The following is a 25,648-nucleotide window of genomic DNA, read 5'->3' as shown; positions in this document are numbered from 1 at the left end:
GATCGTACTCGGTTATTGCGTATTTAAACAATATACAAGTTTTTGTTCGGTTAACATGTTGTTCGTTTAGGGTTATTCATCTTAGCAAAGCTTGAATCTGATCAGATGATCGGTCAAATGTTCCCTTTTTAAAATTTCAATCTGCTTGTTCCCTATCAGATCAAAGTGTGGATATTTATCACGAAGATGTATGTAACTTGGATTTAATCGATTTGCCAAGCACCATTCCTTCAATCGTTCCAGATCACAGCAGCCCACCTTAGTGATCGTCTTCACGCCCGGGAAGCGAGGTTCTACCCAATAATGCGTCAAAAAGGCAATCTCCCCCTGCAAGCATTTGCTCTTCCATTCATTTAGTTCGTCTCTCGAAATTCCGAAAGCCATGTCATTGATCTCCTATTCGGTACAAACTTAGCTTGTTAAGCCAGGATCGTTCCTTAGCGCAAAGACCCTTCAGCCTCTAAAAGGGCAATAAATTCTGCTGTGTTTGAGAAAATAGCATCAGGATTTCTGTCATAGACCGTACTTTGATAGGTAGATAACCATTGAACCGCGTAGGTTCGAACCCCTGCCGATTTCCCCGCAACAATATCTGCATTACTATCGCCTAGGAATACCACGTTCTCGACTTTCACTCCAAAAAAATGCATAGCTTTATATACGCCCTCGGGATCAGGCTTAGCCTTGGCAACATCATTCCCAGTTACGACATAATCAAAATAATGCGAGATTTTCAATGCTTCTGAAGAGATATCAAACCCTCTCCGACTTTTTCCAGTAATAACTGCAATTTGTTTATTATTTTCTTTGAGCAGCTCAAGTAACGCTATAATTGAATCGATTTCATTCATGTTTGAGTGGCCTTGACCATATAAATCATAGTATTCCTGTATGGCTTGATGAACGAACGCTTTATTTTGAAAATTCATCGCAATAATGTCATCTTCTGTAGGACCAAACATGGAAATCAGCGCATCATTGCTAACATCTTTTCCATCATATTTTTTGAAAACTGCTTTAAATGCAGCAAAAGAAAAAGGTAATGTGTCGGCAAGCGTACCATCAAAGTCAAATAAGATTAGATCAGTGGCCATGGAAAAACACTCCTTTGCAAATATATTCATGACTTCTAACTTCCGTATCCTTAGAGAAAGACCCACAGCAACACGGCTGCGGGTCTGCGTTTATATGTTAAACGTTATTTCTCCCAAAGCTCGATCAGTCGACCTTCCGGATCTTCAATCCAAATAAACTTTCCAAAATCCCCCGCCTCCTTTTTCTTTGCAAGAGGTACGCCAATCTGTTTAAGATGCTGAATCGTCTCCTCTATACTATGCACTTGGAAATTTAACATCACTTGTTGTTCTGATGGAAAATAGCTGTCGTCCTCGGTAAAAAATGAAAAGATCGTCTCATTCCCTGATTCGGCTTTGATCATAGCCCCATTCCAATCTCCGATTTCAATCCTCAACACTTCGCTGTACCATTGCTTCACAACTTCAAGATTCTTAGTTCTCCAAAATATTCCGCCAAAACCTTTTATCATTGTATCTGGCTCCCCACACGCTCATTTAAAAATCCATTACCCCTCACGATTTTCCTTACCTTCTTCATCGTATCCGGTCCTTTAGGCACTCCAGCGGTTCGGTCGAGCAGCAGCCACCTCAAGCAGGCAAGCGCTTCAAAAATCTCCAACTCCTCGGTTGCCACAGGTATTTCCTCTTGATATTTATACAAAAAGGTAAGACTTTTACTCTCGCTCAAATAGATTTGCAGAAGCAGACAAGCCCACGCTAAATCATACCTGGAGTCCCCTAATTGTCCGTTCGTCCAGTCTATCACTGTATATTGTCCATTCTCTTCTAAAATATTGCCGAGATTGAAATCACCGTGAATTAATCGGTCCATTCTCATATCCGCGGAAGCGACAAGACGAATTAGTTCCTCTTTCATCGCCGGAAATGCCTCAATCCCAGGGAAGAAATACCCAACAAAATCATTCCTGACCAGCACGTCGCTCTCCAGTCCATCCAGAGGCAACCGGTGAATATCGGCGAACACCGCGGTAATTTTCTTAAAAATGCTCGGATTCACCTTCATCACTGGGGTGCCGTGATAGCAGGTCAACAACACACTGTCCCCCGTTTTCGTTCGCCCATAGCCGATTGGCTCGGATACGCGAATTCCCTGGCGATGAAGAGCTTCCAAAAGGCGAAATTGGCGCAATACGTCGGGTTTCGAATGTTTGTTCCACACCTTCAATACAAAATGGTTCTCCCCCTGCGTAATCTTAACCACATCCGCCTCAAAACCAGGAGAAAGTTGACTAAACGTCAATTCAGCCCCGGCAGCAATCAGGTTGTTTATCATTGAGTTGGGTTCATGCCACTCAATACCTGCCAATAGGTCATTCATCGTTTTTCCCGCTTCCTTACCTTCAAGTTGTATCATATCCACCGTTTAACGCGATAACAACGATTTATAAAGTTTAATCACGCTCAAATGCATGCCCTCATGGTATAAATTAAAGCTGAGAAACTGTTCCGGCGTTTCCAATGTCATGCCAGCAGACGTCGTATAAGGCGGGATAATCTTTTCCTGCAAACGATGCTCCAAACTTGCACGTATCCGCTCCAGTTGCTCTTTTAGGAGAAGTTCCAGCTCTTGCAGGGTCGGAACGGGTGTGGAATCTGTCTTGTTTCCAGGTGAAGTACCGTATTCAAACTGTTCTTTAAACCCTCTGGGCAAGTGCTGCGGGAGCCCTATGTATTGAAAGGCGAAGCGTTCTAAGACAACATAAATGTGCCCTAAATTCCAGCGAATCGAATTTCGGAAGCCTTCGGGGATCACGTCTGCGTTTTCCTCTGTGACTCCCTCCATCAATTTCAAAGTTTGGCTTCTTACAAATGCCAACTGTTTAAATAAATAGTGCTCCATCGTCATCACTCCTCGTCTGTTTACACTTATAGTACTGGATAATTCTGGGCAAGTAAACATACAAACAGCCTCTGCACGAAGTTGCGCAGAGGCTCGCGGTTTTTCAGATGTTACAAAATCTCAACATACCCTTCCGTTCCATGCACGCGGATCCGCTGCCCATCTTGAATCCGTGTGGTCGCATGTTCCACGCCGACAACAGCCGGCAGGCCATATTCACGCGCGATAACCGCTCCGTGCGTCATCAAGCCTCCAACTTCGGTGACCAGCCCTTTGATTGAAACAAACAATGGCGTCCAGCTTGGATCCGTAAAGGTGGTAACCAAAATATCACCATCTTCTATATCCGCCTCCTCCATGTTGAGGATAACACGCGCTCGTCCCTCGATCACACCGGAGGAAACGGGCAGGCCTACAAGAGCTCCGGCCGGGAGATTTTCCCGATTATACTTGCCAGTAACGATTTCGCCATCCGACGTAATCACACGCGGCGGCGTTAATTTGTCAAATAACTTGTAATCGTCTTTTCGCTGTGAGATGGTCCGATAGTCTGCTTGATGGGTCCGCACGACTTCGCGAAGTTCTTCGAAAAAGAGATAGTATATGTCTTCTTTTTCATGAATAAGGCCAGCTTGTACGAGTCGCTCCGCTTCCTTCAGCAAAGCCTGCTTATAGACGAAATAACGGTTCACCATGCCATACTTGGGATACTCCCGATAACCGCTGAAATTCCGGAGGATGTCGATGATGCGTTTGGTTTCTGCAGCTTTTTGCTCCCCCTCCGGCAATTGCCGCAATTTCGTTAATAACACCTGTTCTTTCTCCAAAGCCTCCTGTAGGCCCTGCTCGAATTTTCTTTTGCCGGCATTCGGCTCGAAGTTTTTGATATTCGTCAAAATCATGGGAACAAGCGCAGTCGGTTTTTCGCTCCACCGCGTTCTAGTCATATCGATCTCACCGGCGCAGCGCATGCCATATTTGCTGAGATAACCGGAGATGGCGTCTCGTGCCTCCTGCCCTCCATCCAATCGACTCAGATCTTCCCAGAAGGTTGTCTCTTGGACATGTTGTAAATACTCAATAACCTCTGGATAAGGACGAATCCGATCAGCAACTTCCATTAGCGCAAGCCCCATCTGTGAAGTAATATTGCCCTCGACAGATTGAGCAAGCGTATCTGCAGCTGCATCTTCATCTAACCACGCCTTCATGTTTTGGTTGAGCCAGGCCGCGGCATTCATACCCGCCATAATGATACGTATACTTCGCGGTTCAAACAAAACCTTCTTAGACTGCTCCAAATCTTCCGCAATAAAATCGAACAAGGCTACGCCTGATTTCGTTTGGATGTTTTCTTTCAACGCTTCAATCGAAGCTTGGTTGAGGTTGATCAAGTCAGCAACAAGGGACGGCTCTTCGTCAAATTGCGCGAGCATATCCGTATTGTTTCTGTTCGGCATTGGCGCTGTTTGCGCATCCGGCAACTCTTTGATAAACCCCTTACGTTCTACGATCGTCATCAAGGCATCTTTGGTAAGGGGATCGGATTGTCCTGACATATTTAAAAGAGTTTCCCTATTGGCAGGCGAAGCCAGCATGGGCGTCACGTCAACAAACAACCGTCCGCCGGCGTTTTTCATCGGAGCAGACGTTGTTAACAGGTACATCGACAATCCCAATGGCTTGATAGAATCAGTCATCATTTGTTGGTGTCCAACGGAAATATAGACATGATTCTCGGCATCCTTCGCTTCAGGGATCGGAAATAACGTCGTGATTGGCCGGCTCTGGACAATATAAAATAGATCATCAGCCAGGCACCATTCTATATCCTGCGGGCTGCCAAAATGCGCTTCGATCTGCCTGCTTATCTGCGCCAACTGTACAATTTGCGAGTCGGTAAGAGTTTGCGCCACTTGTTGTTCAGCATCAAGCTCCCGTGTCTCAGTTCCTCCTTCTTTCCGTCCGTAGATCGCCAATTTCTTGGTTGCGATTCGTTTATTGACGATCCTCCCTTCCCTTACTTGATAAGAATCGGCGGAGACCAAGCCCGAAACCAGCGCTTCGCCGAGGCCATAACTGGCATCGATGGACAGCAGCTTTCGGTTCGAGGTCATGGGATCCGCGGTGAAGACAATCCCCGAAGCCTGTGGGAATACCATCTTTTGAACGATGACGGATACATACACTTGGCTGTGATCGAATCCATTTTGCATGCGGTAAATAACCGCACGATCTGTAAATAGCGAAGCCCAGCATAGGCTGATATGCTGCAGAATGGCGTCGCGGCCGATTATATTTAAAAAAGTATCTTGCTGCCCTGCAAAAGAAGCGTGCGGCAAATCCTCAGCAGTTGCACTGGAACGTACCGCGTAAGCATGTTCCTCGCCAAACTGGGAGATATAGTAACTCACGGCTTCCACAACATCGGAAGGAATTGCGGCTTCGGTAATGATTTGGCGAATCTTCCCGCTGATTTCCGCGATCCGATCTCGATCGTCCGCTTTCAACTCAGCTAGCTGCTTCAACAAAGCATGATACGTTTCGTTGTGGGCGATGGCTTCACGATAGCCGACTGTTGTCACGCAGAATCCTTTGGGGACTTGAATGCCTGGAAATTTAGATAGTTCCCCTAAATTCAACCCTTTTCCACCGACGAGCGCTAGCTGCGATTTATCCATTTCCTGAAAGCCGAGAACCAAAGATCGCATTCCTATCTCCCCTAACCATGAAATTTGAAAAACCATTTGACAAAGAGCTTACCGTCATGATAAGATTAATTTGTAAGATGAATTAATTATGTCCATTTATCATTTGACGGTCGTGAATTGATTATAGCATCGTGCCTATTGATATGCAATACGAAGAACCCGACAATTTCTGTCGAGGTTCTTTTTTTGGCGAAACTCAAGTTACACAACTACTATTTTAGCAAACTTCCTTTTACCTGATTGAATGATATCGCCATTATGAATTACTTACCCGTTCTTTTGGCATAGTCTGAACCTGCTGGATAGCGATCCCCAACAACCTTGATCTTCGAAAGCGCCGTGTTTAAATCGCTCAACTCTTCCGGGCTCAGTGTAATGTTAACAGCGCCTAGGTTTTCCTCCAGCCGATCTAATTTGCGTGTTCCAGGGATCGGCACAATCCATGCGTGTTGCGCAAGCACCCAGGCAAGCGCAATTTGAGCAGGTGTCGCGTTCTTCGCTAAGGCCACATTTCTTATCAGATCCACTAAAACTTGGTTCGCTTCGAGATTCTCCAAGTGGAATCGAGGCTGTTTGCTTCGGAAGTCGTCACTGCCGAAAGTTGTATGCTTATCGATCGTCCCGGTAAGAAATCCCTTGCCTAATGGTGCAAAAGGTACAAAACCAATGCCCAATTCTTCAAGAGCAGGCAGCAATTCCGCTTCCGGACTTCTCCACATCATGGAGTATTCACTTTCAACAGCCGCAAGAGGATGTACCGCGTGTGCGCGACGGATCGTTTCAACCCCTGCTTCAGAAAGTCCCCAATATTTGATTTTTCCTTCGGCAATAAGGTCCTTGATAACTCCTGCTACCTCTTCGATCGGCACGTCGGGATCAACGCGATGTTGATAATAAAGATCAATCGTTTCAACTTTTAGACGCTGAAGTGAACCCTCAACGGATTGTCTGATAATTTCCGGCTTGCTGCTAAGCACTTGTTTGCCATCCACGACTTTAATGCCAAACTTCGTAGCAATATGGACTTTTCCTTTATAAGGAGCGAGGGCTTCCCCGACTAACTCTTCATTATGATGCGATTGACCATACACTTCAGCCGTATCAAAAAAATTGACTCCGCGGTCAACCGCGGCCTGAATGAGTGAAATTGCATCTTTCTTTTCCGGCAACGGTCCGAAGCTCTGACTCATCCCCATGCAGCCTAATCCAATCGTTGAAACCTCTAATCCGCTATGACCGAGTTTACGCAATTGCATGTGTGATCTCCCTTTCTTTCATCATTTTGACACTATGCCCTTCCTATTATGCAACGAATTGGTGCAAACGCGTTTTCACAATCGTGCCATATGATTGCCTATTTCTCTCACTTCCACTGCAATTCATCGGAAAATGCTCTATAATAAATGCAAATACATGTCATGTCAAAGTGGAGGTTCTATGCTGGAGAAAACAACAAAAAAACAAGATGAACTAGCCGAGCTGATTGGGCGTCATGCAAAAGCCAAAGGCATGAATCAAACCGCTATGCCATCTTTATTTATGATTTACCATACAAAACCGACGGAGCCCGTCTACAGAGTGTATAAACCTTCCTTATGCGTCATAGCGCAAGGTTTAAAAGAAATTTTTCTCGCGCAAGAACGCTTTGAATATGGGCCTGCTGACTTCCTAATTTCATCCATGCATTTACCGGTCATCGGCCAAGTCATTCAAGCATCTGCAGAAATTCCTTACTTGAGCCTGAAGCTTGAATTTACGCAGCATGAAATTTTAGAAGTCTTACAGAGCGCAGATATCCATATTTCTTCAAAAGAAAATGCCAAGCGGGCTCTATTTGTCGGTCAGATGCAAGATTCCTTGCTTGATGCGATTCTTAGATTTGCTCGTCTATTGGACGATCCCAAAGAAATTCCGTTTCTTGCTCCACTCTATAAAAAAGAAATCTTGTTCAGACTTCTCCACGGCCAATATGGAAGTACACTGGCACAGATCGCCATGGAGGGCAGCAGCACGTATCGGATTAGAGAAACGATTGAGCAAATCACCCATCATTTTGATCAACCATTACGGATCGAGGAGCTTGCCGAACTCGCAAATATGAGTATTTCTTCTTTGCACAGAATTTTCAAGGAAGTAACCGCGATGAGCCCTATTCAGTTCCAAAAACAATTGCGCTTGCAAGAAGCTCGCAGGCTGTTAATGTCAGAATCGGCGGATGCCGCAGAAATCGCGTTCCGTGTAGGCTATGAAAGTGCCTCCCAATTTAATCGTGAGTATTCACGTATGTTTGGGTTACCGCCCAGAGCTGATATCAAGCGATTAAGGGAAAGATACGATGTTGCCCCGACTTTTACGGGGAATACCCCAAGATGCTGAGTGTCTGATCAAATGATCGTACCCATTCGCGCTCGGGAAAAAGCTTATATCCACGTTTGAAACGATTTTTCATTCGTCATTTATTATGAAATGTGTTAAATATTCCAATTGCTTTTATTTCAATTTTTTCCCGATTCTTGTCCTCATAATAATCGCTATAAATCGAAAAGATTCCATAGTCCGTTATAGACCTCGATTTCCATATAGCCGCTACCGATGACAAATGCTTTTTCTTCATGATCCCTCCAAATTAAAATTTATGCAATTCAAAAAACCTACCTTGAACTTCATGTCCTCTGAGAGAGTGCAAGTTCTCATCCTCCGTCGTTATACTTAATACCATTCCAATACTTGGAAGTTGCGCAATCCTGCCCAACAGCTTAACGACAAAAAGAGCAGCTACAAAGTGGCCTGCCCTCAACTCCACCCGACGGTGGAAAAATCATGCCGATCTCATTTTTTTGCAGTAAGGCGTTATGTTCCAATGACCTTTCAGTGGCAGGTGCAGATTTTGCTTTAAATTGAGTCCAAACCGTCACCCCGCAAACCACCAGGTAGCCCTTCTTCTCCAAACGGCAGATTGCCTGCTTGACAATCCCATGTAAGGGCTCATTCACTCCCGATGAAGGCGCGGTAACACCAATAGTTACCCCATCCTGTAGTAATGGATAGCGAATCATCTGCAACTCCCCTTTTACCTCATTACGTTTCTTTCTGACTATAAACGTAATCTGATCATAAATAACAAATATAAGATAACAGGTAATCCTATTGCAGAAAGTAATGTGATGACGGTACGTATTTTTTTCTCATCACGTAATAGAAACGCTAAAAACTTATACCCCAGAATACCAATCAAGCCACCCGAACAATTTAAAATGATGTCATCAATGTCTGATGCTCCGATACCAAAAAGCCCCTGAATAATTTCAACAGATAAACTCACAATGCATATGATCAATAGATTGGTTATTACTTTTTTGTTCTTTTTGAATACTGACAAATAAGTACCGAGAGGAATAAGAATAACGATATTGCCAACAACATTACTAAAAGCGAATTTTTTTATCGTCATAGAACCGCTAAATATATATTCCCTTATACTATAAAAAGGAATAAGATTGATTGATCTGTGGAAAGTCCTTTGACTACTAAATATCTCCAAAAGTGAAACCCTCGATAAGATCAATAATTTAATTAAAAAAACGATGTAGCAAATGAAGACACTATATAAGAAAATGGTTTTAATTCGTTCTCGTATATTCATAATAAACTCCGGTTTCTTTTTCTTCTCCTACGGAACATCAAATCTAATCCTTCAATTCTATCCGATTTCCTTCGGGATCAATACTTCCCCAATAGAGGATTCAATCAAGCAGTTCCAATCGATTTGCGCGGACCCAACTCATTTCTTCAATTCCGAGAATGGTTTTGAAGTTATCCACCATCGTATGCCTGCGTTCGAGTTGCCTCAGCATCGCCTTTACCCAGTCGCCCCCGCTTATTCATGAGGTCGATTTCCTCTTGCTCGTTCGAAAAGTCGAACGCAGAACCGGCTTCGCCCTGATGAAGAAGAGCGAAGCCACAGATATCGTCTTCCGTTAGCTCAATGCCCTTACCATCCAAATGATGCTGATATTTAAACCCTGTTAAAGCCTCGCAAACGTGATGTAATCGACTTGGGCAGGCTCTGCCGATTCGATCCGAAGTGCCCGGTTGATTTGCCCCCGGTGATATTGCCCATGTAAGAGGACCTGGAGCAAGATGTCCCGGACGGACGTTCGGAACGGAACCCCGCTCTGGTTCGCATAGTCGATCATCTCATCCAACTCGGATTCCTGAAGCTCCTCGATATAGACGCGATATTGCTCGATATTTTCTTCAAACATCTTCCGGATCGCCGTCAGGTCTTCTGCTTCCTCCCACAACGAATATTGCGCGCTGCCCTTGCCCTGCAATCGGGACAGCCAGACTCGTTCCGCAACCGCGACATGCCGAATCAACTTCAAAAGGTCCTTATTCTTCGTTTTACTCTCCTCGAGCGCGTCCATGATGCGTCCGTCCGCCCAGTATAGGTGATCCATCATACACTTAATCGTCTTCATTCTGCTTCCCCTTTTCGTCTCATGGATTACTTGAAAATATGGCAGTGTTTTAGTATTAGTTATTCTCACATCATTCGAACTATCCTGCCTGTTCGTTTAACAATAAGGAAGCAACTACCTCCCCCGTGATTCAAGCGAAATCACATAGCGTGATGTTCCAATAAATGGTATCATGAATGTTACTTTAGATTTGTATGCAGTTTCTTGAAATCAGAATCATTTATACTGAAGGGAGATTCGTCAAAGATGAATGAACAAAGTGCGAAAAACAAGATAGCTTGGGAACATCGAGCCTATGAATTTTGGAACAGACGAGACGGTTCCCCTGAGGATAAGGCCAAACAGATTTTGGCTAATCCCAAAGCTCAGCTAAAAAAACATAAGCAGTATTTTGAACAGATTACAGGAAAAAAGATTGCTAATCTTTGCGGTTCAAATGGAAGAAAAGCAGTGCCATTAGCACTGTTGGGCGCGGACGTAACTGTATTTGATATATCGGAAGAAAATAAAAAGTATGCCCTAGAACTGGCGGACTCCGCCAATGTATCGATACATTATGTGGTTACTGATATCTATGAGATAGACTTAGAAACATATAGTGGCCATTTTGACATGCTATATTTAGAAGGTGGCATCCTGCACTATTTCAATGACCTTGATAAATTCATGTCTATTCTCTTTTCACTACTTAAAAATGATGGGGTAATGGTGCTAAGTGACTTTCATCCTTTAAGAAGGTGCATCGTTTCTAACGCTAAAATCCAACATCAAATCCAACAAAGCTACTTTGACGAAGAATTACATAATGGAGATGTAGCTTATAAACATGATTTCACTGAACAAGAGCAACAAGACTTCCCTGATGTGTCGCTTAGGCATTATACCCTCAGCGAAATCATAAATTCCGTGATCACTTCTGGCTTTAAGTTAATGAAATTTGATGAGCATCGTGGTTGGAAAAACGAAAACATCCCCTGGGAATTTACCATTTTGGCTAATAAATAAAAGAGAAGTCCAGCTAAAGACTCTTTGTTAACAGAATCTCCAACGGTTCACCCTCAAGTAATAAGCAGCCCGAGTCCCTATAACCTAATTTTCTATAAAAGTGTTGCCCTTCTTCACTTGCCAAAGTGGATGTCATCACTAATTTAAATCCTTTTTTCTTCATCTCCTCTTCCCAAAAGAGAACTGCCTTTTTTCCAACTCCTTTATTTCGAAATGAAGTGTCGACCCAGAGCATATTCATAACGGGGTATGATCCCAAAAATAACTGTAACGTATCCATCCAATACTCGGCAATCACAAATTCCTCTCCCGGATTGCGTCCCGCGCAACCTCGCGATCGTCAAAGTGGATCATTCCGTTCTTCGTGATCTGGTACGTTTCGTGCCCTTTGCCTGCAATGACGACGATATCACCTGGATTCGCCATCGAGACAGACCGTGCGATGGCCTCCGCGCGATCCACAAGCAATTCATAGTTGCCCGCCGAATCGTGCTTATCCCCCATACCGGCTTCGATGTCGGTTAGAATCTGTTCTGGATCCTCAGAACGCGGATTGTCGGATGTTACGATCACATAATCGCTGTATTCAGCCGCAATGCAACCCATGATAGGGCGCTTCGTCCGATCACGGTCGCCGCCGCAACCGAATACTGTGATGACCCGTTTCTCCGCAAACGCCCGGACGGCACGAAGCACATTGTCCAGTCCGTCTGGCGTATGAGCGTAATCGACCAGGACAAGAAAAGGCTGGCCTTCATCAACGATCTCCAGCCGTCCCGATACGCCTGATAGCGCTGCAAGTCCGTCCCGAATTGTTTCCAGCGTCAGACCCTCGGCGAGCGCAGCCGTTATTGCCGCTAGTGCATTATAGATGTTGAAGGTACCTACCATATTGATCTGCATTTCAGCTGTCCCCTTATATGTGACGACCCGGAAGAACACGCCTCGTGCAGTTAATCGAATCCCCTCTGCCCTTACGTCTGCCTCCTTTTGGATACCGTAAGTCAGCACATTAGCCGCAGTCAGTTTCTGAAAAACGGCGGATGCCTTGTCGTCTGCGTTCAGAACCGCGAACTTGCACGCCTTAGGATCCTCAGTGAATCCGTTTCCGAGGCGAGAGAAAAGTAGCCCTTTCGCGGCAATATAATTATCCATCGTACCGTGATAATCAAGATGATCCTGCGTAATGTTCGTTAATACTGCTGTCCGAAAATTGCAGCCTAACACCCGACCGGCATCGAGCCCCTGCGATGTCACTTCCATCACGGCATAGGCGCAGTCAGCTTCAACCATTCTTCGAAGATTTTCCTGTAATATCGGCGGCTCCTGCGTGTTGATGTCCGTTTTGTACAGCGTGTCGCAGATCTTCGTGCCTATGTTTCCCATCAGTCCGGTCTTGTTGCCTGCATGCCGAAGAATCGCCTCGATCATATGAGCCGTCGTCGTTTTGCCGTTCGTACCCGTGACACCGATCAGCCTCAGTTCATTACTTGGATATTCATGGAAATGCGCTGAGAGTACTGCAAGTGCATGCCGCGAATCCTTCACGAGAATCAACGGCACGTCGACCTCAACACTTCGTTCTGCAATAACAGCTACCGCTCCTGCCCGAACCGCGTCATGGGCATAGGGATGCCGATCTTCCTGATAGCCCGGAATTCCAGAGATGCACACAAACAGGTCGCCCGCTGTAACACGCCGTGAATGGTTGGCGATCCCCGTAATTTCAACCTCCACGTCTCCTTGAACAACCGCATTCGGAACTAGTGCTGCCAATTCTCTTAATTTCATTTGCGTCAAACCTCCTCGACTATTATTCGGATAACGCCATCCGCGTGTAGTAAGCTTCCTACTTCAAAAATTATTTAGATGAGATTTTTCAAAATCCATTCCACCGCATCGTGAATATTCTCAGCTATATATTCTGGTTCAGCTTCTATCCATTTGTAACGATAGTCCTTAAAAGACGCTTCTCCCCAGCCGGTTTTAACTAATATTTTCTTTGCTCCAACAGCATGTGCCGCTAGCATATCCGTATCCCCGACGTCGCCTATTACTGCACAATGCTTCAAATCAAGCCCATATTGTTCTGCTGCCTCAAGTAACATTCCAGGACGCGGCTTTTTGCATTCGCAAAGTTCGTCACTCCCATGAGGGCAAATGAACGAGTCATCAAAACCATAATCTTTAAATTGTTTCCGAAAATCCTCAATACTTGCCTGCCCTCGGGAGATTCGGTGCTGATTTGTAAATGCAAACACCTTGAGACCCGAGGCTTTAAGCGCATTGATTGCTTCTTGAGCGCCTTCGTACAAAGAGAACTCACTGGGATGAATAAAATGCCCTGTACCGCCGATCGTCCCGTCACGATCTAAAAACACAGCTTGTATTTTTGACATCAAGTTTCATTCCTTTCTAGCGAGCACCTCGTTGTTAAATTTATACAACAGAGTATTTCTTCATGAATGCGTTAAGATCCTTTTTTTATTAACTCCGTTAGCAGGTACATTCAGACCAAGACAGCCAAACCTGCAATTAAGCAGGAATCTCCATCCTGCCCCTCCCCATTCGATAAGATACCTGCAATTCTGCAGGAATTTTGGGGGAGAAGCCTCCTTTTGAGCGGAATCGGTCCAAAAAAACTGCCTTATCGCAGGTATTTCCCTGGAAACGCCATTTTTGCAAAAAATTCCTGCTGAATCGCAGGCATCTGCCTCACCACCTCGACAGATGCCTGGGCAGATCCCCCGTCAAGCAAACACAAAAAGACTGCCCCAAAGCCTCAGCTTCCGGGCAGCCGCCTTGCCAACCGCGCTCAATAATAACGCGATGTTATCATTTTCTTCTTCGTGTAAAACTCCACCCCATCCTTACCGTTGGCGTGCAAGTCGCCGTAGAATGAGTCTTTCCATCCTGAAAAAGGGAAAAACGCCATCGGCGCCGGCACCCCGACGTTCACGCCGAGCATGCCCGCCTCCACCTCCTCGCGGAATTGGCGGACCGCCTTCGCATTCTCCGTATAGATAACGGCGGAGTTGCCGAAACGCGATTGATTCACGATCGCAATCGCTTCATCCAGACTCGCGGCCCGGAAAATCGACAGCACCGGCCCAAAAATCTCCTCGCGCGCAATCGACATGTCCGGCCGGACATGATCGAACAGCGTCGCGCCGAGGAAGTAGCCCGGCCCGGCGCAGGCGGCCGCCGTGCGCCCGTCGAGCAGCAGCGTCGCGCCTTCGGCGACGCCCTGCGCGATGCAGCCGCTGATACGCGCGCGCTGCTCCTCGCGGATGACCGGCGTCAGGGACACGCCGTCATCCAGGCCGCTGCCGAGCACGAGCCCCTCGGCTGCTCGCACCAGCGGCTCCAGGACGGCGTCCCCGGCGCCGACCAACACCACGGCCGAGCACGCCATGCAGCGCTCGCCGGCACTGCCGAAGGAGGACATGATAATGTTCTCCACGGTTTTGTCCGGCACAGCGTCAGGCATTACGATGTGGTGGTTTTTGGCGCCGGCGAGCGCCTGCACGCGCTTGCCGGCGGCGCTCGCGCGCTCGTACACGTACTTGGCGACGGGCTGCGACCCGACAAAAGAGATCGCTTTGACGGCAGGATGCGCGGTCAAACCGTTCACGACGTCATGCGCGCCGTGCACGACGTTCAGCACGCCGTCCGGCAGCCCGGCTTCCCCCATCAAGGAAGCCAGCTTGTTCGCCGTCAGCGGCGTCCGCTCGGACGGCTTCAGAACGAACGTGTTTCCGCAGGAGATTGCCAGCGGGAACATCCAGCACGGCACCATCATGGGGAAATTGAATGGTGTAATGCCACCCACGACGCCGAGCGGGACGCGGAACAGCTCCGAGTCCATCTCCGCCGAGATATTCGCGAGCGTCGCGCCCATCATGTGCGATGGCGCACCGGCGGCGAATTCCACACATTCGATGCCGCGCAAGACTTCGCCGAGCGCCTCTTTGTAGCTTTTGCCATTCTCGAGCGTAATCAACTCGGCCAGCTCACGCTCATGCGCCTGCAGAAGCTGCCAATAACTGAACAGCACCCGTGCCCGTTTCGGCACTGGCGTCCGCCGCCAGCCATCCCAAGCGGCTTCCGCTGCCGCGACCGCCCGATCCACGTCCGATGTGGAGGAAAGCGGCACCTCCGCAATCGTCTCCCCCGTCGCCGGATTAAAAACGGCCTGAAGCTCCCCCGCCTCCGCATCCACCCAGGCGCCGCCAATGAGATTTTTCACCTCTGTCATATCAGCCCTCCTCACCGCTGCACAAACCTCACAGGAATGGTTACTTTTGGGCGCAGCTCGCGTTAGCCGCCACCCCAAACTTCCTCCTCACGGCTTCGTGCGCCCCTGCATCAGCAGGACATTCACATAATATTTGCGGGCATTCGCTGTTTTCAAATGCAGCTTTGCCGTTTCGCCGCCGGGATGCTCGAGATCCAGCCAAGCGCCCTCCAGATCTTCTTTGACGCCGACGATCCGAAACTTTTGCGCGACATAGCCGTCCAGCTTCTCCTTCTCCGCTTGAAATTGCTCAAACTCAGACATCGTCGACACCTCCGTTCGCCTTGGCAGGACTGCCGGCGTAGGCCGCGCCTTGGTACCGCCTCCGCTTGAGGTACTGCCCCGCTCCCGCTTTGCCGACGAATTGCTTATCGCGGATGACGAATTCCCCTCGTGACAGCACGCTGACCGGCTCGCCGGTAATCGCGATGCCTTCAAACGGGTTATAGTCCACATTCATGTGATGCGTTTGCACCGACAACGTGCGCGCCGCTTCCGGATCGAACAGCACAAGATCCGCATCGCTGCCGACCGCGATTGTGCCTTTTTGCGGGAATAAGCCGAACAGCTTCGCACTCCGCGTCGACACCACGTCCACGAACTGATTGAGCGTCAACCGCCCTTTGCGCACGCCCTCGGAAAATAAAATCGAAAACCGATCCTCGATACAAGGCCCGCCGTTCGGGATTAGGCTGAAATCACCACGTCCGAGCTCCTTTTGCCCCTTAAAATTAAACGAACACTGATCCGAGCCCACCGTCTGCAGCTGCCCACTGCTAAGTGCTGTCCACAGCGCCTCCTGATGCGCTTTCGGCCGAAGCGGCGGCGACCATACATATTTGGCCCCTTCAAAATCCGGCTTTTCCAAATATGTCTGATCCAGCATCAAATACTGCGGGCACGTCTCGCCCCAAATGTCGATACCCTGATTGCGCGCCTCCGTAATCTGCTTCACCGCTTCCTCACACGTCACGTGCACCACATAGAGCTGCGAGTTCGCCATCGCCGTCAGCTTCGCTGCGCGCCCCGTCGCTTCCCCCTCGATAATCGATGGTCGGGTGAGCGCATGGTAGATCGGATCCGTGTTGCCCGCTTCCAGCGCCTCGCGAATCAAATAATCGATCACATCGCCGTTCTCCGCATGCACCATGACGAGTGCGCCGTGCTTTTTGGCCTCGAGCAGCGTACGGTAGAGTGTGCCGTCGTCGGCTTGAAACACATTTTTGTACGCCATGAACACTTTGAGCGACGTAATGCCCTCATCCTGAATGATCGCCGGCAGCTCTGCCAGCACCTCATCCGTGATCTCCGCAATCATCAAATGGAAGCTGTAGTCGATGGTCGCCTTGCCCTCGGCTTTGGCATGCCACGTTTGCACGGATTCCCGCAAGGGTTTCCCTTTATTTGTCAGGCAAAAATCAATAATCGTTGTCGTCCCGCCGAACGCAGCCGCTCTCGTGCCAGTCTCGAAATTGTCGGCCGTCACCGTGCCACCGAACGGCATATCGAGATGGGTGTGCGGATCGACACCGCCTGGAAACACATACAGCCCTGTGGCGTCAACAATCTCCGCACCTTCCACGCTCAATCCTTTACCAAGCTGGGTAATCACCCCATTTTCGATCCTAATATCCCCCTGATACGTATCCGACGCTGTCACAATGGTGCCGCCCCGAATGATTTTCGCCATGCTACACCGCCTCCTTCTTGCTTCCGTCTTCGCCTTCACCGAGTTTGGCAACCGCCGTCTGGCGCTCGTTCCAGGTCAACGGAGGCTCCGTGCCCGCGACTTCCACCATGGAGATCGCCCCCTCCACCGGGCAAACGATCGCACACAAATTGCAGCCGACACAATCCTCTTCCCTCACTTGTAAAATCGGCTTGCCACTACTATCGACCGTGCGCTCGATGCATTGATGGGATGTGTCCTCGCAGGCGATATGACATTTGTTGCACGATATGCAGGTCTCGGTATCGATCCGTGCGACGACCGCATAATTGAGATCGAGATTGCCCCAATCCGAATATTTGGGAACGGACTTGCCGACCAGCTCGGACACACTGGCAATCCCTTTGCTGTCGAGGTAATTATTCAGGCCGTCGATCATATCCTCGACAATGCGAAAGCCGTGATGCATCGCCGCCGTGCACACCTGCACGCCTGTGGCGCCCATCAGCATAAACTCCACCGCATCGCGCCACGAGGAAACGCCGCCGATGCCGGAAATCGGCACCGTAATCGCCGGATTACGCGCGCAGTCCGCGACCATGTGCAGGGCAATCGGTTTCACGGCAGGGCCGCAGTAGCCGCCATGAGATCCTTTCCCGCCAACATGTGGGATCGTGTTCCACGTATCAAGATCGACGCCGGCGAGCGAGTTGATCGTGTTGATGAGGGAAATCGCGTCAGCGCCTCCGCGCACCGCTGCTTTTGCCGTTGCCGTGATATCCGTGATGTTAGGCGTAAGCTTTACGATGACAGGTGTCTGCGCCGCTTCCTTCGCCCACATCGTCTGGGCTTCCACGAGATCCGGCTGCTGCCCGGAGGCTGCCCCCATCCCTCGTTCCGCCATGCCGTGTGGACAGCCGAAGTTCAGCTCCAGCCCGTCGACGCCGACGGCTTCCACCTTTTTTACAATTTCATGCCATTTCTCCCGCTTCGGCTCCACCATCAGGGACACGACGAGCGCATGATCGGGGAACTGCTTCTTGGTCTCATAGATTTCTTTCAGATTCACCTCAAGCGGCCGATCCGTGATCAGCTCAATGTTGTTAAACCCCGCCACCCGCTGCCCGTTAAAATGAACCGCCGCAAAACGTGACGACGTATTAATAATCGGATCGCCGAGCGTCTTCCAGACCGCGCCTCCCCACCCCGCTTCAAACGCGCGCTGCACTTGATACCCGGTATTCGTCGGCGGCGCCGAAGCGAGCCAGAACGGGTTCGGTGAAGAAATACCAGCCAGATTGATGCGCAAATCCGCCATGCCGGATCCCTCCTTTGTGTTCATGATCGAGTCAAAAGCTTGTCACTCGTGCAGCTCTCAGCGTGGCGTGGCTAAGCCGACGCCTCCCGCCCCTCTCTTCCAGCCCAGTCGGCCAGTAGAGCCTGCAAAAAACCTGCAAAAAGGCAGGAATTTCACTGCAAAAGCCCCAATTTTACGGAATGCCTGCGAATAGGCACCTTTTTACAATTTTTCATCACTTTCTCGAGAGATGAGCCGGAATGCCTGCCTTTTCGCAGGAATTTTCATTTTTACCGCAGTTTTCTGGAAAAAGCCTGCCTTTTTGCAGGCTTCGAGGCCGTTACAGCCATTACACTGACTTCGGCACGCGATCCGCCTTTAAACCCGGCATCTGCTCGCGAGCGGCCTCTGTCTCCGCCGCCCCAAGAGGCTCTCAATGCCGCTTCCCGGGCTTTCCTAGCGCCCGGCACGCGTCCGGCTTTACAACCTACTCTCACGGCTTGGGGTTTGACCGACCGCCATGCGCCGGCGAAGCAACGAGCGCGTTGGGAAGCGCAACTAAGCCGACGCCTCCCGCCCCTTCACGAGCTGCTCATGAATCGCGTAGGCTGCGTCCTTCCCCTGCTGCGCAGCGGAGACGACCATCGCTTCCCCTTGTCCCGCGCCGAAACGAATGTCTCCCGCCGCATACACCTTGGGATGCGAGGTCGCGCCGGTTACCGGCTGCACGACCACGGTTCCGTTCACATGCTGCAGGCCAAACGCCTCGATCAGCGCAAGATGCCGCGTCTGTCCGATCGCTTTCACTACCGCGTCCACGGGAATTTCAAACGCCGTGCCCGCGATCGGCTTCGGCTCCTTGCGTCCGCTACCCGCATCCACAAGCTCCATGCGGATGCACGCCAGCGCCACGACGCGCCCCGCCTCATCGCCAACGATTCGCGTAGGCGCAGTCAGCCAGCGAAAGCGTACCCCGTCCTGCTTTGCAAACTCGTACTCAAAATCATACGCCGTCATCTCCGCTGCCGAGCGCCGGTACACGATCTCCACCTCCGCTGCGCCGAGGCGGACCGAGCACGTCGCCGCATCGATGGCGGTGTTGCCGGCGCCGATCACCGCCACGCGCTTGCCCACCAGCGATGTATCAAGCGATCTTTCAACGCCAAGTCCCGCTTTCGTCCGCTCCACAAAATCAATCGCATCGTGGACGCCGTCGAGCCCCTCGCCCGGAATGCCAAGCATCGGCACTTGCGCCATGCCGGCGGCAAGCAGCACGGCGTCGTACCGCTCCAGCAGCGCCTCGCTGCTGACATCCACGCCGACGCGCGTGTTCACATGAAACGTCACGCCCAGCCGTTCCACCTGCTGCACTTCCCACAGCGAGATTTCCTCCGGCAAGCGGAAGGAAACGATGCCGAACGTATCCAAGCCGCCGGCTTGCGGCTTCGCTTCATAGACGGCGACCTCGAAGCCGAGCCTCGCCAGCTCGCGAGCGGCCGACAGCCCGGCCGGGCCGCCGCCGACCACGGCAACAGATCGACCGTTGCTCGGTCCAGCCTCAAACAACTCCGGATCGTGGGCGATCGCCCAATCCGTCGCGTACCGCTGGAGCTGTCCGATCGCAATAGGCTTGGACGACTGATTAAGGACGCAAGCGCCTTCGCACAGTTCCTCGGTCGGACAGACGCGTGCGCACGAAGCACCCACAGGATTCGCTTCCAGAATGGTGCGCGCCGAGCCTTTGAGATTGCCGGTGGCAATCTTTTTAATGAACGACGGCACGTCAATGCCGCTGGGGCAAGCGCGCGTACAAGGCGCATCATAGCAAAACAAACAGCGATTCGACTCCTCCAGCGCCTCTTTCGGCTTCATCCCGGCCTTGACTTCCTCAAAGTTACGCTTCAAATCCGTGAGAGAAATCCATGAAGATCCCATCCTATGCGCTCCTTCCCTACCCTCTACCTCATGCTACTGAGTCACTAGCTTTATTCCTGCAGCGCAATCCGACGTGTCGTCCTGTACAGCAGCTCCGTCCCAAGCGCGATATCTTCCGGAGCCGCAAACTCCTTCGGATTGTGAGAGATGCCTGCCAGACAGCGGACAAAAATCATGCCATAATCGCACACGTACGACATCGCCAGCGAATCGTGAAACGGCCCGCTCATCAGCTCCGGCGGCGGCGCCATCCCCATGCCTTCCGCCTCTTCGCGCATCGTCCGCTTCATCCAATCCGCGCAATAGCGCGGTTCGCTGTTCGTGTCCTCGCGAACGGTATAGGCCAGCCCGTGCTCATCAGCAACGCGCTCCAAAGCAGCAAATAACTCCTGCTCCAGCGCTTGGCGGCGGGACAAATCAATATCGCGCAAATCGACTGTGAACGCCACCTTCTCCGGAATAATATTGCGCGAATCCGGAAATACCTGAAGCGAGCCGACCGTTCCCACCGTTGGCGCCCCCGGCTCCCGGCTGGCAAGCTCATTCAGCGCCACGATAATCTTGGCCGCTCCGACCAGCGCATCGCGCCGCATCCCCATCGGCACCGAGCCGGCATGTCCTGCGAAGCCCGTCATTTCGACCGTCAACCATAGCGGCCCCGAAATCCCGCTGACTATGCCGATCGGGTGATCCATCGCCTCCAGCACGGGCCCTTGCTCAATATGCAGCTCGAGAAACGCGCCGACCCGCCCGGCTTGGAATACATAATCGGCCTGCTCTGCCGGATCGACGCCGAAATCGAGCAGGGCCTGATGGCGTGTAACGCCATTTTTATCCATACGTTCCAACTCATCCGGCTCCAGCTTGCCCGTCATCCCGCGAACTCCGAACAACCCTTTGTTAAATCGGCAGCCCTCCTCATCGCAAAAAGCAACAACCTCCACATCGCGCTCCGGCACGATCCCTCGCTCGGCCATCGTCTGCACGGCTTCGATCGCGCCAAGCACCCCAATTGCGCCATCGAACCTCCCGCCGTAGGGCTGGGAATCGACATGCGATCCAAGCATTAGCACCGGCAATTCCGGATTTCGCCCTTTCCAGACGCCGATCAGATTCGCAAACGCATCGATGCGCGTCGTCATCCCCGCTTCCTCCATCCAGGATCGCACGAGATCGACGCCTTCTCGGTCTTCCTTGCTGAGCGCCAACCGGCACACGCCGGTCTCGCCGAGCTTCCCAATTTGAGCAAGTGCCTGAATATGTTGATGCAAACGAGGAGCATTAATGGATAACGGCTTGTTCTTTGGCAACTTGCATCATCCTTTCGACGAAATAGATCCGACTCCAAATACATCCAGCAGCGTCTCCACGATAAAATCGATATCATCATCGGTTGAACTGAGCGGTGGACTCAATGTCAAAATATTTGCAAAACCGGGCACGGTATCACCGTTTTTGCCAACCAGCAGCCCTTTGCTCTTGCAGGCGGCAACGATAGCTGCCACGCGCTCGGGAGTCGCAGGCTCCTTCGTACTCCGATCCTCCACCAGCTCAATGCCCATCGCCGAGCCGAAAATCCGAATATCACCGACGTGCAGGTGTTCCCGCAGCGGGACCAGTCTGGCCTCGAACGCTTCCCCGATCGCCGCCGATCTGGCGATAAGCCCTTCGTCCTCCAGGATGCGAAGGTTGGCAAGCGCAACGGCGCATGACACCGGATTGCCGCCGAACGTATTCACATGCCGGAAATGGCTCGTCACATCTCCGCCTTTGAACACATCATACAGCTCCGCTGAGACCGCTGTTGCCGACAAAGGCGAATAGGCGCTGGTGAGGCCTTTCGCCATCGTCACAATATCCGGCTTGACGCCGTAGTTGTGATGGCCGAACTTGCGGCCGGAGCGCCCGAAGCCGCAGATCACTTCATCGACGATGAGCAGCACGTCGTACTTCTCGCAGATGCGCCTTACCGCCGGCAAATAGCCCTCATGCGGGACAAGCATGCCGCCGCCGGTGATGACCGGCTCGAGGATGACGCCGGCGACGGAGTCCGGCCCTTCCCAGACGATGGCCTGCTCAATCGCTTTGGCGCATTGCAGAGAGCAATTGTCCTTCGTCTGGCCGAACGGACAGCGGTAGCAATACGGCGGCGGTACGTGCGAGAAGCCGACGCCGAGCGGCTCGTATTTCAGCTTCCGCTGCGCTTGCCCCGTCGCGCCGAGCGCGCCCATCGAATTCCCATGATACGCGCGATGCCGCGAAATGAATTTATGCTTCGCCGGCTTCCCTTTTTGATGGAAGTACTGCCGGGCGATTTTAAAAGCAACTTCATTCGCATCGGAACCGGAATTGGAAAAAAAGATCCGATACTCGCCTTCCAACCATGCATTCAACTTTGCTGCAAGGTCAATGGAGGGAATGTGCGCCTGCACCATCGTGGCGTAGGCAAGCGTCATCATTTGCTGAGCGGCGGCTTCCGCGATCTCCTTCCTGCCATGGCCGACATTCACGCACCACAGCCCTGACATGCCATCAAGGTAGCGATTGCCGTCCACATCCGTCACCCAGCTTCCGTCTCCGGAAGCGATAATCATCGGATTGTCATTATGCTGCGTCATATGATGCCAGACGTATTTGCGGTCTTTTTCCAATAATGCTTCTTTGTCAACCGGATCGTTGATAGCCATCACCGCCACCCTTTCCCTCATTCCTGCTTCACTTAATCTATGAATATGCTTGTATGAGCGAGGCTATCCCAATTGATCCTGAATGAGATCGGGCGCTGCCGGAAAACAGTTGCGAATCGCTGCCGTGAGTTCGTGGAATAGCTTGGTTTCACGGATATTTGGCACCCGTTCAGAGCCGAGGTTAATCTCGTGCTGGGAGTGAAGGCGTCCGGGATTCGGCACCATGACAACAATACGATGAGATAAAAAAACAGCCTCCGACACACTGTTCGAGACGAAAACGATCGTTAGGTTCGTTTTTTCCTTCAGGTGCAGAAGCTGGTCTTGTAGTTTTTCACGGGTAAAAGTATCCAAAGCGGAGAACGGTTCGTCGAGAAAAAGAATAGGCGGATCGAGGGAAAGCGCACGTGCGATCGCGACGCGCTGCTGCATGCCGGGGCTAAGCTGCCACGGAAAGTAGTCGCTGAATTTCGTCAAGCCGACGATGTCAAGAAGGTGGTCAATCTTGTCTTTGAAGAGGGAACGGTTGTGCAAAGCAATTTCCAGCGGCAGTTCAATATTTTCCCGGACGGTGCGCCATTCGAACAGACCGGGCTGCGCACCGACAATGCCGAACTTTCGCCGTAATCGGACCTCGCGCGGATGTGCTTTATGCAGCGAGATTTGCCCTTTGGACGGCTGCTGGAGATCCGCCATGAGACGCAGAAGCGTCGACTTACCGCTGCCTATCGGCCCCAACAGCGTAACAAATTCATGCCGGCCAACATCAAACGTAATGTCCTGAAGCACGGTGCTCGTCTTGCCTTTTTTGCCAGCGGTTACCCATACGCCATCGAGTGAAATGTCCACATGCTGCCCAGCACGATCTGAATTCATCCATCGGCCCTCCCATTCCTGCGAACACAGAAGCATTGAGGTAAGTTGAAACACTGATTGTATACCATTATATAACCTTGAGGATCAATTTTAAATATACATCGGTCAATTTTACCTTTTTTTGTCATCATCCATAAAAGGCAGCGCTGAAAATAGGAATTACAACAAAAGTTTACATAACTTTTATTATGTCACCTAAATAGCAAGATAACGTGCACACCTTTGCGTTGTAGCAATGTATGCGTAAAACAGCGAATTGAGAACGCTTTTATAAGTCGACCTCCCTCTCTTTTTGTCGATAATGTGACTGCCCTGCTCCCACCGCAAGCCGTTTTTAGCGAATTGCTCTTGAAATAAAATATTTTCCATATATAATAATGACTGTGGTCATTATTTGACTTAAGTCATTTCACTGGAGGTGCACATTCGTCATGCTGCGCGAAACTCGTAAACAGGAGCTTAAAGATCACATTTTTTTGACGGCGATGCAGTTATTTACCGAACACGGCTTTCCGCACGTCACCGTCGACCAGATTACGCAGGCATGCGGTATTGCTAAAGGAACCTTTTATTTGTATTTCCCTAAGAAAGAAGCCGTTCTTCTTCACTTCGGCAATTCGCAAATGGCTGCGGTGCATACAGCCGTCCAGCAGCACGCCGAGGTTGTCGACATCAAGAAAAAGCTGCAGTTGTTATTTCACGATCTGTTTGTGCCCTATGCCCGTCATTCCGAGCTGATTCGGCATACGATTTCCGAAATGATGCGTTCCAGCCTGTTCATGGAAGAGGAGCTGCCGCTCAGCGAACAATTTCAGCAAGTACTGACCGAATTGCTGCTGCAAGCGCAAAAAGAACACCAACTCTCCGCTGAATTGTCGTGTGCGGATGCCGCCGGTGTTCTAGTTGCGATCTACTTTCATTGTCTGCTGCAGTGGGCTGCTTCCCCACAGCGCCATCCTCAGATTGAAGCGTTATTCTTACCGCGATTTGAACTTGTTTGGCAAGGTATGAATCCAAGGAAGGATGTGGAACAACGATGATTCTTATCTCATTCGTCTTGCTGCTTGCAGTCGGGACCCTGCATATCTATTGGGCATTTGGCGGAAAATGGGGCAGTACGGTCGCGATTCCAACTATCGCCAATTCCAGCAGTCCGACCTTTCGGCCAGATAGGATCGCTACTCTGCTTGTGGCCGTTGTCGTTATCCTCGATGCCTGCCTGCTCGGCATGCAAGGAGATCTGCTCCCGCTTGCCCTGCCGGCAAAGCTCGTGAGATGGGGCTGCATCTTGTCGGCCATCGTATTTGCTCTCCGATGCATCGGCGATTTTAAATACGTCGGACTTTTCAAAACGAACCGCGCCTCCCGATTTGCCAGGTACGATTACTTTTTATTTACACCGCTCTGCCTCTGGCTGTGCTGGACATTCTTTTATGCCCTGTAGGCCGCAGAATGAAGCATCTAGCCGTGCGTTGGTCCCCCCTGCGCATCGGCAGAAAGTATTTCCTTCACCCGTCCCACCTGGCCGTCAGTTAATCTCACTTTAATACCATGCGGATGTGTGGGAGAGTTCGTCAACAGCTCTTTCACAACGCCTTTTGTCAGCTTTCCACTTCGCTGATCCTGCTTCAATACTATGTTTACCTGGAGTCCGGGAACGATATTTTTCCGCAGTTGTCCATTCATGGTGCTCGCCTGCCTCTGCCTTTAATGTGACCCTCATTATAGCATAATGAACAGAACGGACTCCAAT

The 25,648-nt window shown here is 50.4% G+C and carries 25 protein-coding genes and 1 pseudogene; 4 read left to right on the top strand and 22 right to left on the bottom strand.

Annotated features, from left to right (window positions below):
- Positions 1-81 precede the first annotated feature (81 nt).
- The 7 genes from ABE504_RS15685 to ABE504_RS15655 all read right to left on the bottom strand — a co-directional run bounded on the left by ABE504_RS15685 (position 82) and on the right by ABE504_RS15655 (position 6,904).
- On the bottom strand, positions 82-384 hold the full coding sequence (locus ABE504_RS15685) for a hypothetical protein (protein WP_430090221.1): 303 nt from the start codon (positions 382-384) through the stop codon (positions 82-84).
- Positions 385-437: 53 nt separating this feature from the next.
- Entirely contained in the window at positions 438-1,094 is a 657-nt protein-coding gene (locus ABE504_RS15680; protein ID WP_430090218.1) for an HAD family hydrolase, read from the bottom strand.
- Between the two features lie 104 nt (positions 1,095-1,198).
- Entirely contained in the window at positions 1,199-1,546 is a 348-nt protein-coding gene (locus ABE504_RS15675) for a VOC family protein (protein WP_430090215.1), read from the bottom strand.
- A complete protein-coding gene (locus ABE504_RS15670; protein WP_430090213.1) occupies positions 1,543-2,415 on the bottom strand; it encodes a phosphotransferase family protein in 873 nt (290 codons plus the stop codon). The genes ABE504_RS15675 and ABE504_RS15670 overlap by 4 nt, the downstream gene beginning before the upstream one ends.
- 45 nt (positions 2,416-2,460) lie before the next feature.
- Positions 2,461-2,937, bottom strand: coding sequence for a DinB family protein (locus ABE504_RS15665; protein ID WP_430090210.1), 477 nt, complete (start codon positions 2,935-2,937; stop codon positions 2,461-2,463).
- A gap of 110 nt (positions 2,938-3,047) precedes the next feature.
- On the bottom strand, positions 3,048-5,648 hold the full coding sequence (ppsA, locus tag ABE504_RS15660) for a phosphoenolpyruvate synthase (RefSeq protein ID WP_430090207.1): 2,601 nt from the start codon (positions 5,646-5,648) through the stop codon (positions 3,048-3,050).
- A gap of 263 nt (positions 5,649-5,911) precedes the next feature.
- A complete protein-coding gene (locus ABE504_RS15655) occupies positions 5,912-6,904 on the bottom strand; it encodes an aldo/keto reductase (RefSeq protein ID WP_430090204.1) in 993 nt (330 codons plus the stop codon).
- 181 nt (positions 6,905-7,085) lie between these two features.
- Between ABE504_RS15655 and ABE504_RS15650 the strand changes: the two genes are divergently transcribed.
- On the top strand, positions 7,086-8,024 hold the full coding sequence (locus tag ABE504_RS15650; protein ID WP_430090201.1) for an AraC family transcriptional regulator N-terminal domain-containing protein: 939 nt from the start codon (positions 7,086-7,088) through the stop codon (positions 8,022-8,024).
- 380 nt (positions 8,025-8,404) lie between these two features.
- Here ABE504_RS15650 and ABE504_RS15645 read toward each other — a convergent pair whose 3' ends face one another.
- The 3 genes from ABE504_RS15645 to ABE504_RS15635 all read right to left on the bottom strand — a co-directional run bounded on the left by ABE504_RS15645 (position 8,405) and on the right by ABE504_RS15635 (position 10,129).
- The gene (locus ABE504_RS15645; RefSeq protein ID WP_430090198.1) at positions 8,405-8,704 is read right to left on the bottom strand and encodes an LD-carboxypeptidase; all 300 of its coding nucleotides are present in this window, start codon (positions 8,702-8,704) and stop codon (positions 8,405-8,407) included.
- A gap of 38 nt (positions 8,705-8,742) precedes the next feature.
- A complete protein-coding gene (locus ABE504_RS15640) occupies positions 8,743-9,189 on the bottom strand; it encodes a VanZ family protein (RefSeq protein WP_430090195.1) in 447 nt (148 codons plus the stop codon).
- Between the two features lie 484 nt (positions 9,190-9,673).
- Positions 9,674-10,129 carry a DinB family protein gene (locus ABE504_RS15635; RefSeq protein ID WP_430090192.1) on the bottom strand — a complete coding sequence of 152 codons (456 nt, stop codon included), beginning with the start codon at positions 10,127-10,129 and terminating at the stop codon, positions 9,674-9,676.
- A 246-nt stretch (positions 10,130-10,375) separates the two neighbouring features.
- Here ABE504_RS15635 and ABE504_RS15630 point away from each other — a divergent pair, with 246 nt between their 5' ends.
- The gene (locus tag ABE504_RS15630) at positions 10,376-11,134 is read left to right on the top strand and encodes a class I SAM-dependent methyltransferase (RefSeq protein WP_430090189.1); all 759 of its coding nucleotides are present in this window, start codon (positions 10,376-10,378) and stop codon (positions 11,132-11,134) included.
- A gap of 13 nt (positions 11,135-11,147) precedes the next feature.
- Here the strand turns inward: ABE504_RS15630 and ABE504_RS15625 are convergent.
- From ABE504_RS15625 to ABE504_RS15575, 11 genes and pseudogenes are all read right to left on the bottom strand, one after another.
- Positions 11,148-11,419: pseudogene (locus tag ABE504_RS15625) on the bottom strand (GNAT family N-acetyltransferase); the annotation flags it as partial.
- Between the two features lie 9 nt (positions 11,420-11,428).
- Positions 11,429-12,925 carry a UDP-N-acetylmuramoyl-L-alanyl-D-glutamate--2,6-diaminopimelate ligase gene (locus ABE504_RS15620; RefSeq protein WP_430090186.1) on the bottom strand — a complete coding sequence of 499 codons (1,497 nt, stop codon included), beginning with the start codon at positions 12,923-12,925 and terminating at the stop codon, positions 11,429-11,431.
- Positions 12,926-12,999: 74 nt separating this feature from the next.
- Positions 13,000-13,533: an HAD-IIIA family hydrolase gene (locus ABE504_RS15615; protein ID WP_430090184.1), complete on the bottom strand. Its 534-nt coding sequence runs from the start codon at positions 13,531-13,533 to the stop codon at positions 13,000-13,002.
- A 416-nt stretch (positions 13,534-13,949) separates the two neighbouring features.
- Entirely contained in the window at positions 13,950-15,392 is a 1,443-nt protein-coding gene (locus tag ABE504_RS15610; protein WP_430090182.1) for a CoA-acylating methylmalonate-semialdehyde dehydrogenase, read from the bottom strand.
- Between the two features lie 87 nt (positions 15,393-15,479).
- Positions 15,480-15,695, bottom strand: coding sequence for a hypothetical protein (locus tag ABE504_RS15605; RefSeq protein ID WP_430090181.1), 216 nt, complete (start codon positions 15,693-15,695; stop codon positions 15,480-15,482).
- Complete coding sequence (gene hydA, locus ABE504_RS15600; RefSeq protein ID WP_430090179.1) at positions 15,688-17,121, bottom strand: dihydropyrimidinase; 1,434 nt, start codon at positions 17,119-17,121, stop codon at positions 15,688-15,690. The genes ABE504_RS15605 and hydA overlap by 8 nt, the downstream gene beginning before the upstream one ends.
- A 1-nt stretch (position 17,122) precedes the next feature.
- Complete coding sequence (gene preA / locus ABE504_RS15595; RefSeq protein WP_430090178.1) at positions 17,123-18,418, bottom strand: NAD-dependent dihydropyrimidine dehydrogenase subunit PreA; 1,296 nt, start codon at positions 18,416-18,418, stop codon at positions 17,123-17,125.
- Between the two features lie 537 nt (positions 18,419-18,955).
- Entirely contained in the window at positions 18,956-20,332 is a 1,377-nt protein-coding gene (locus tag ABE504_RS15590; protein ID WP_430090175.1) for an NAD(P)-dependent oxidoreductase, read from the bottom strand.
- Positions 20,333-20,382: 50 nt separating this feature from the next.
- A complete protein-coding gene (locus ABE504_RS15585) occupies positions 20,383-21,642 on the bottom strand; it encodes a M20 family metallo-hydrolase (protein ID WP_430090172.1) in 1,260 nt (419 codons plus the stop codon).
- A gap of 6 nt (positions 21,643-21,648) precedes the next feature.
- Positions 21,649-23,019, bottom strand: coding sequence for an aspartate aminotransferase family protein (locus ABE504_RS15580; RefSeq protein WP_430090170.1), 1,371 nt, complete (start codon positions 23,017-23,019; stop codon positions 21,649-21,651).
- Between the two features lie 63 nt (positions 23,020-23,082).
- Entirely contained in the window at positions 23,083-23,895 is an 813-nt protein-coding gene (locus tag ABE504_RS15575; protein ID WP_430090168.1) for an ABC transporter ATP-binding protein, read from the bottom strand.
- Between the two features lie 431 nt (positions 23,896-24,326).
- Here ABE504_RS15575 and ABE504_RS15570 point away from each other — a divergent pair, with 431 nt between their 5' ends.
- Positions 24,327-24,935, top strand: coding sequence for a TetR/AcrR family transcriptional regulator (locus ABE504_RS15570; protein ID WP_430090165.1), 609 nt, complete (start codon positions 24,327-24,329; stop codon positions 24,933-24,935).
- Positions 24,932-25,339: a DUF3995 domain-containing protein gene (locus tag ABE504_RS15565; protein WP_430090163.1), complete on the top strand. Its 408-nt coding sequence runs from the start codon at positions 24,932-24,934 to the stop codon at positions 25,337-25,339. Before ABE504_RS15570 ends, ABE504_RS15565 begins: the two co-directional genes overlap by 4 nt.
- 17 nt (positions 25,340-25,356) lie before the next feature.
- Here ABE504_RS15565 and ABE504_RS15560 read toward each other — a convergent pair whose 3' ends face one another.
- Positions 25,357-25,581 carry a YwbE family protein gene (locus ABE504_RS15560; RefSeq protein ID WP_430090160.1) on the bottom strand — a complete coding sequence of 75 codons (225 nt, stop codon included), beginning with the start codon at positions 25,579-25,581 and terminating at the stop codon, positions 25,357-25,359.
- Positions 25,582-25,648: the final 67 nt, after the last annotated feature.

The sequence above is a fragment of the Paenibacillus oryzisoli genome, from assembly GCF_050467285.1.
Classification (GTDB): domain Bacteria; phylum Bacillota; class Bacilli; order Paenibacillales; family NBRC-103111; genus Paenibacillus_E; species Paenibacillus_E oryzisoli_A.
Note: the sequence above shows the minus strand (reverse complement) of the source record. Positions and strands in the feature narration are given on the sequence as shown.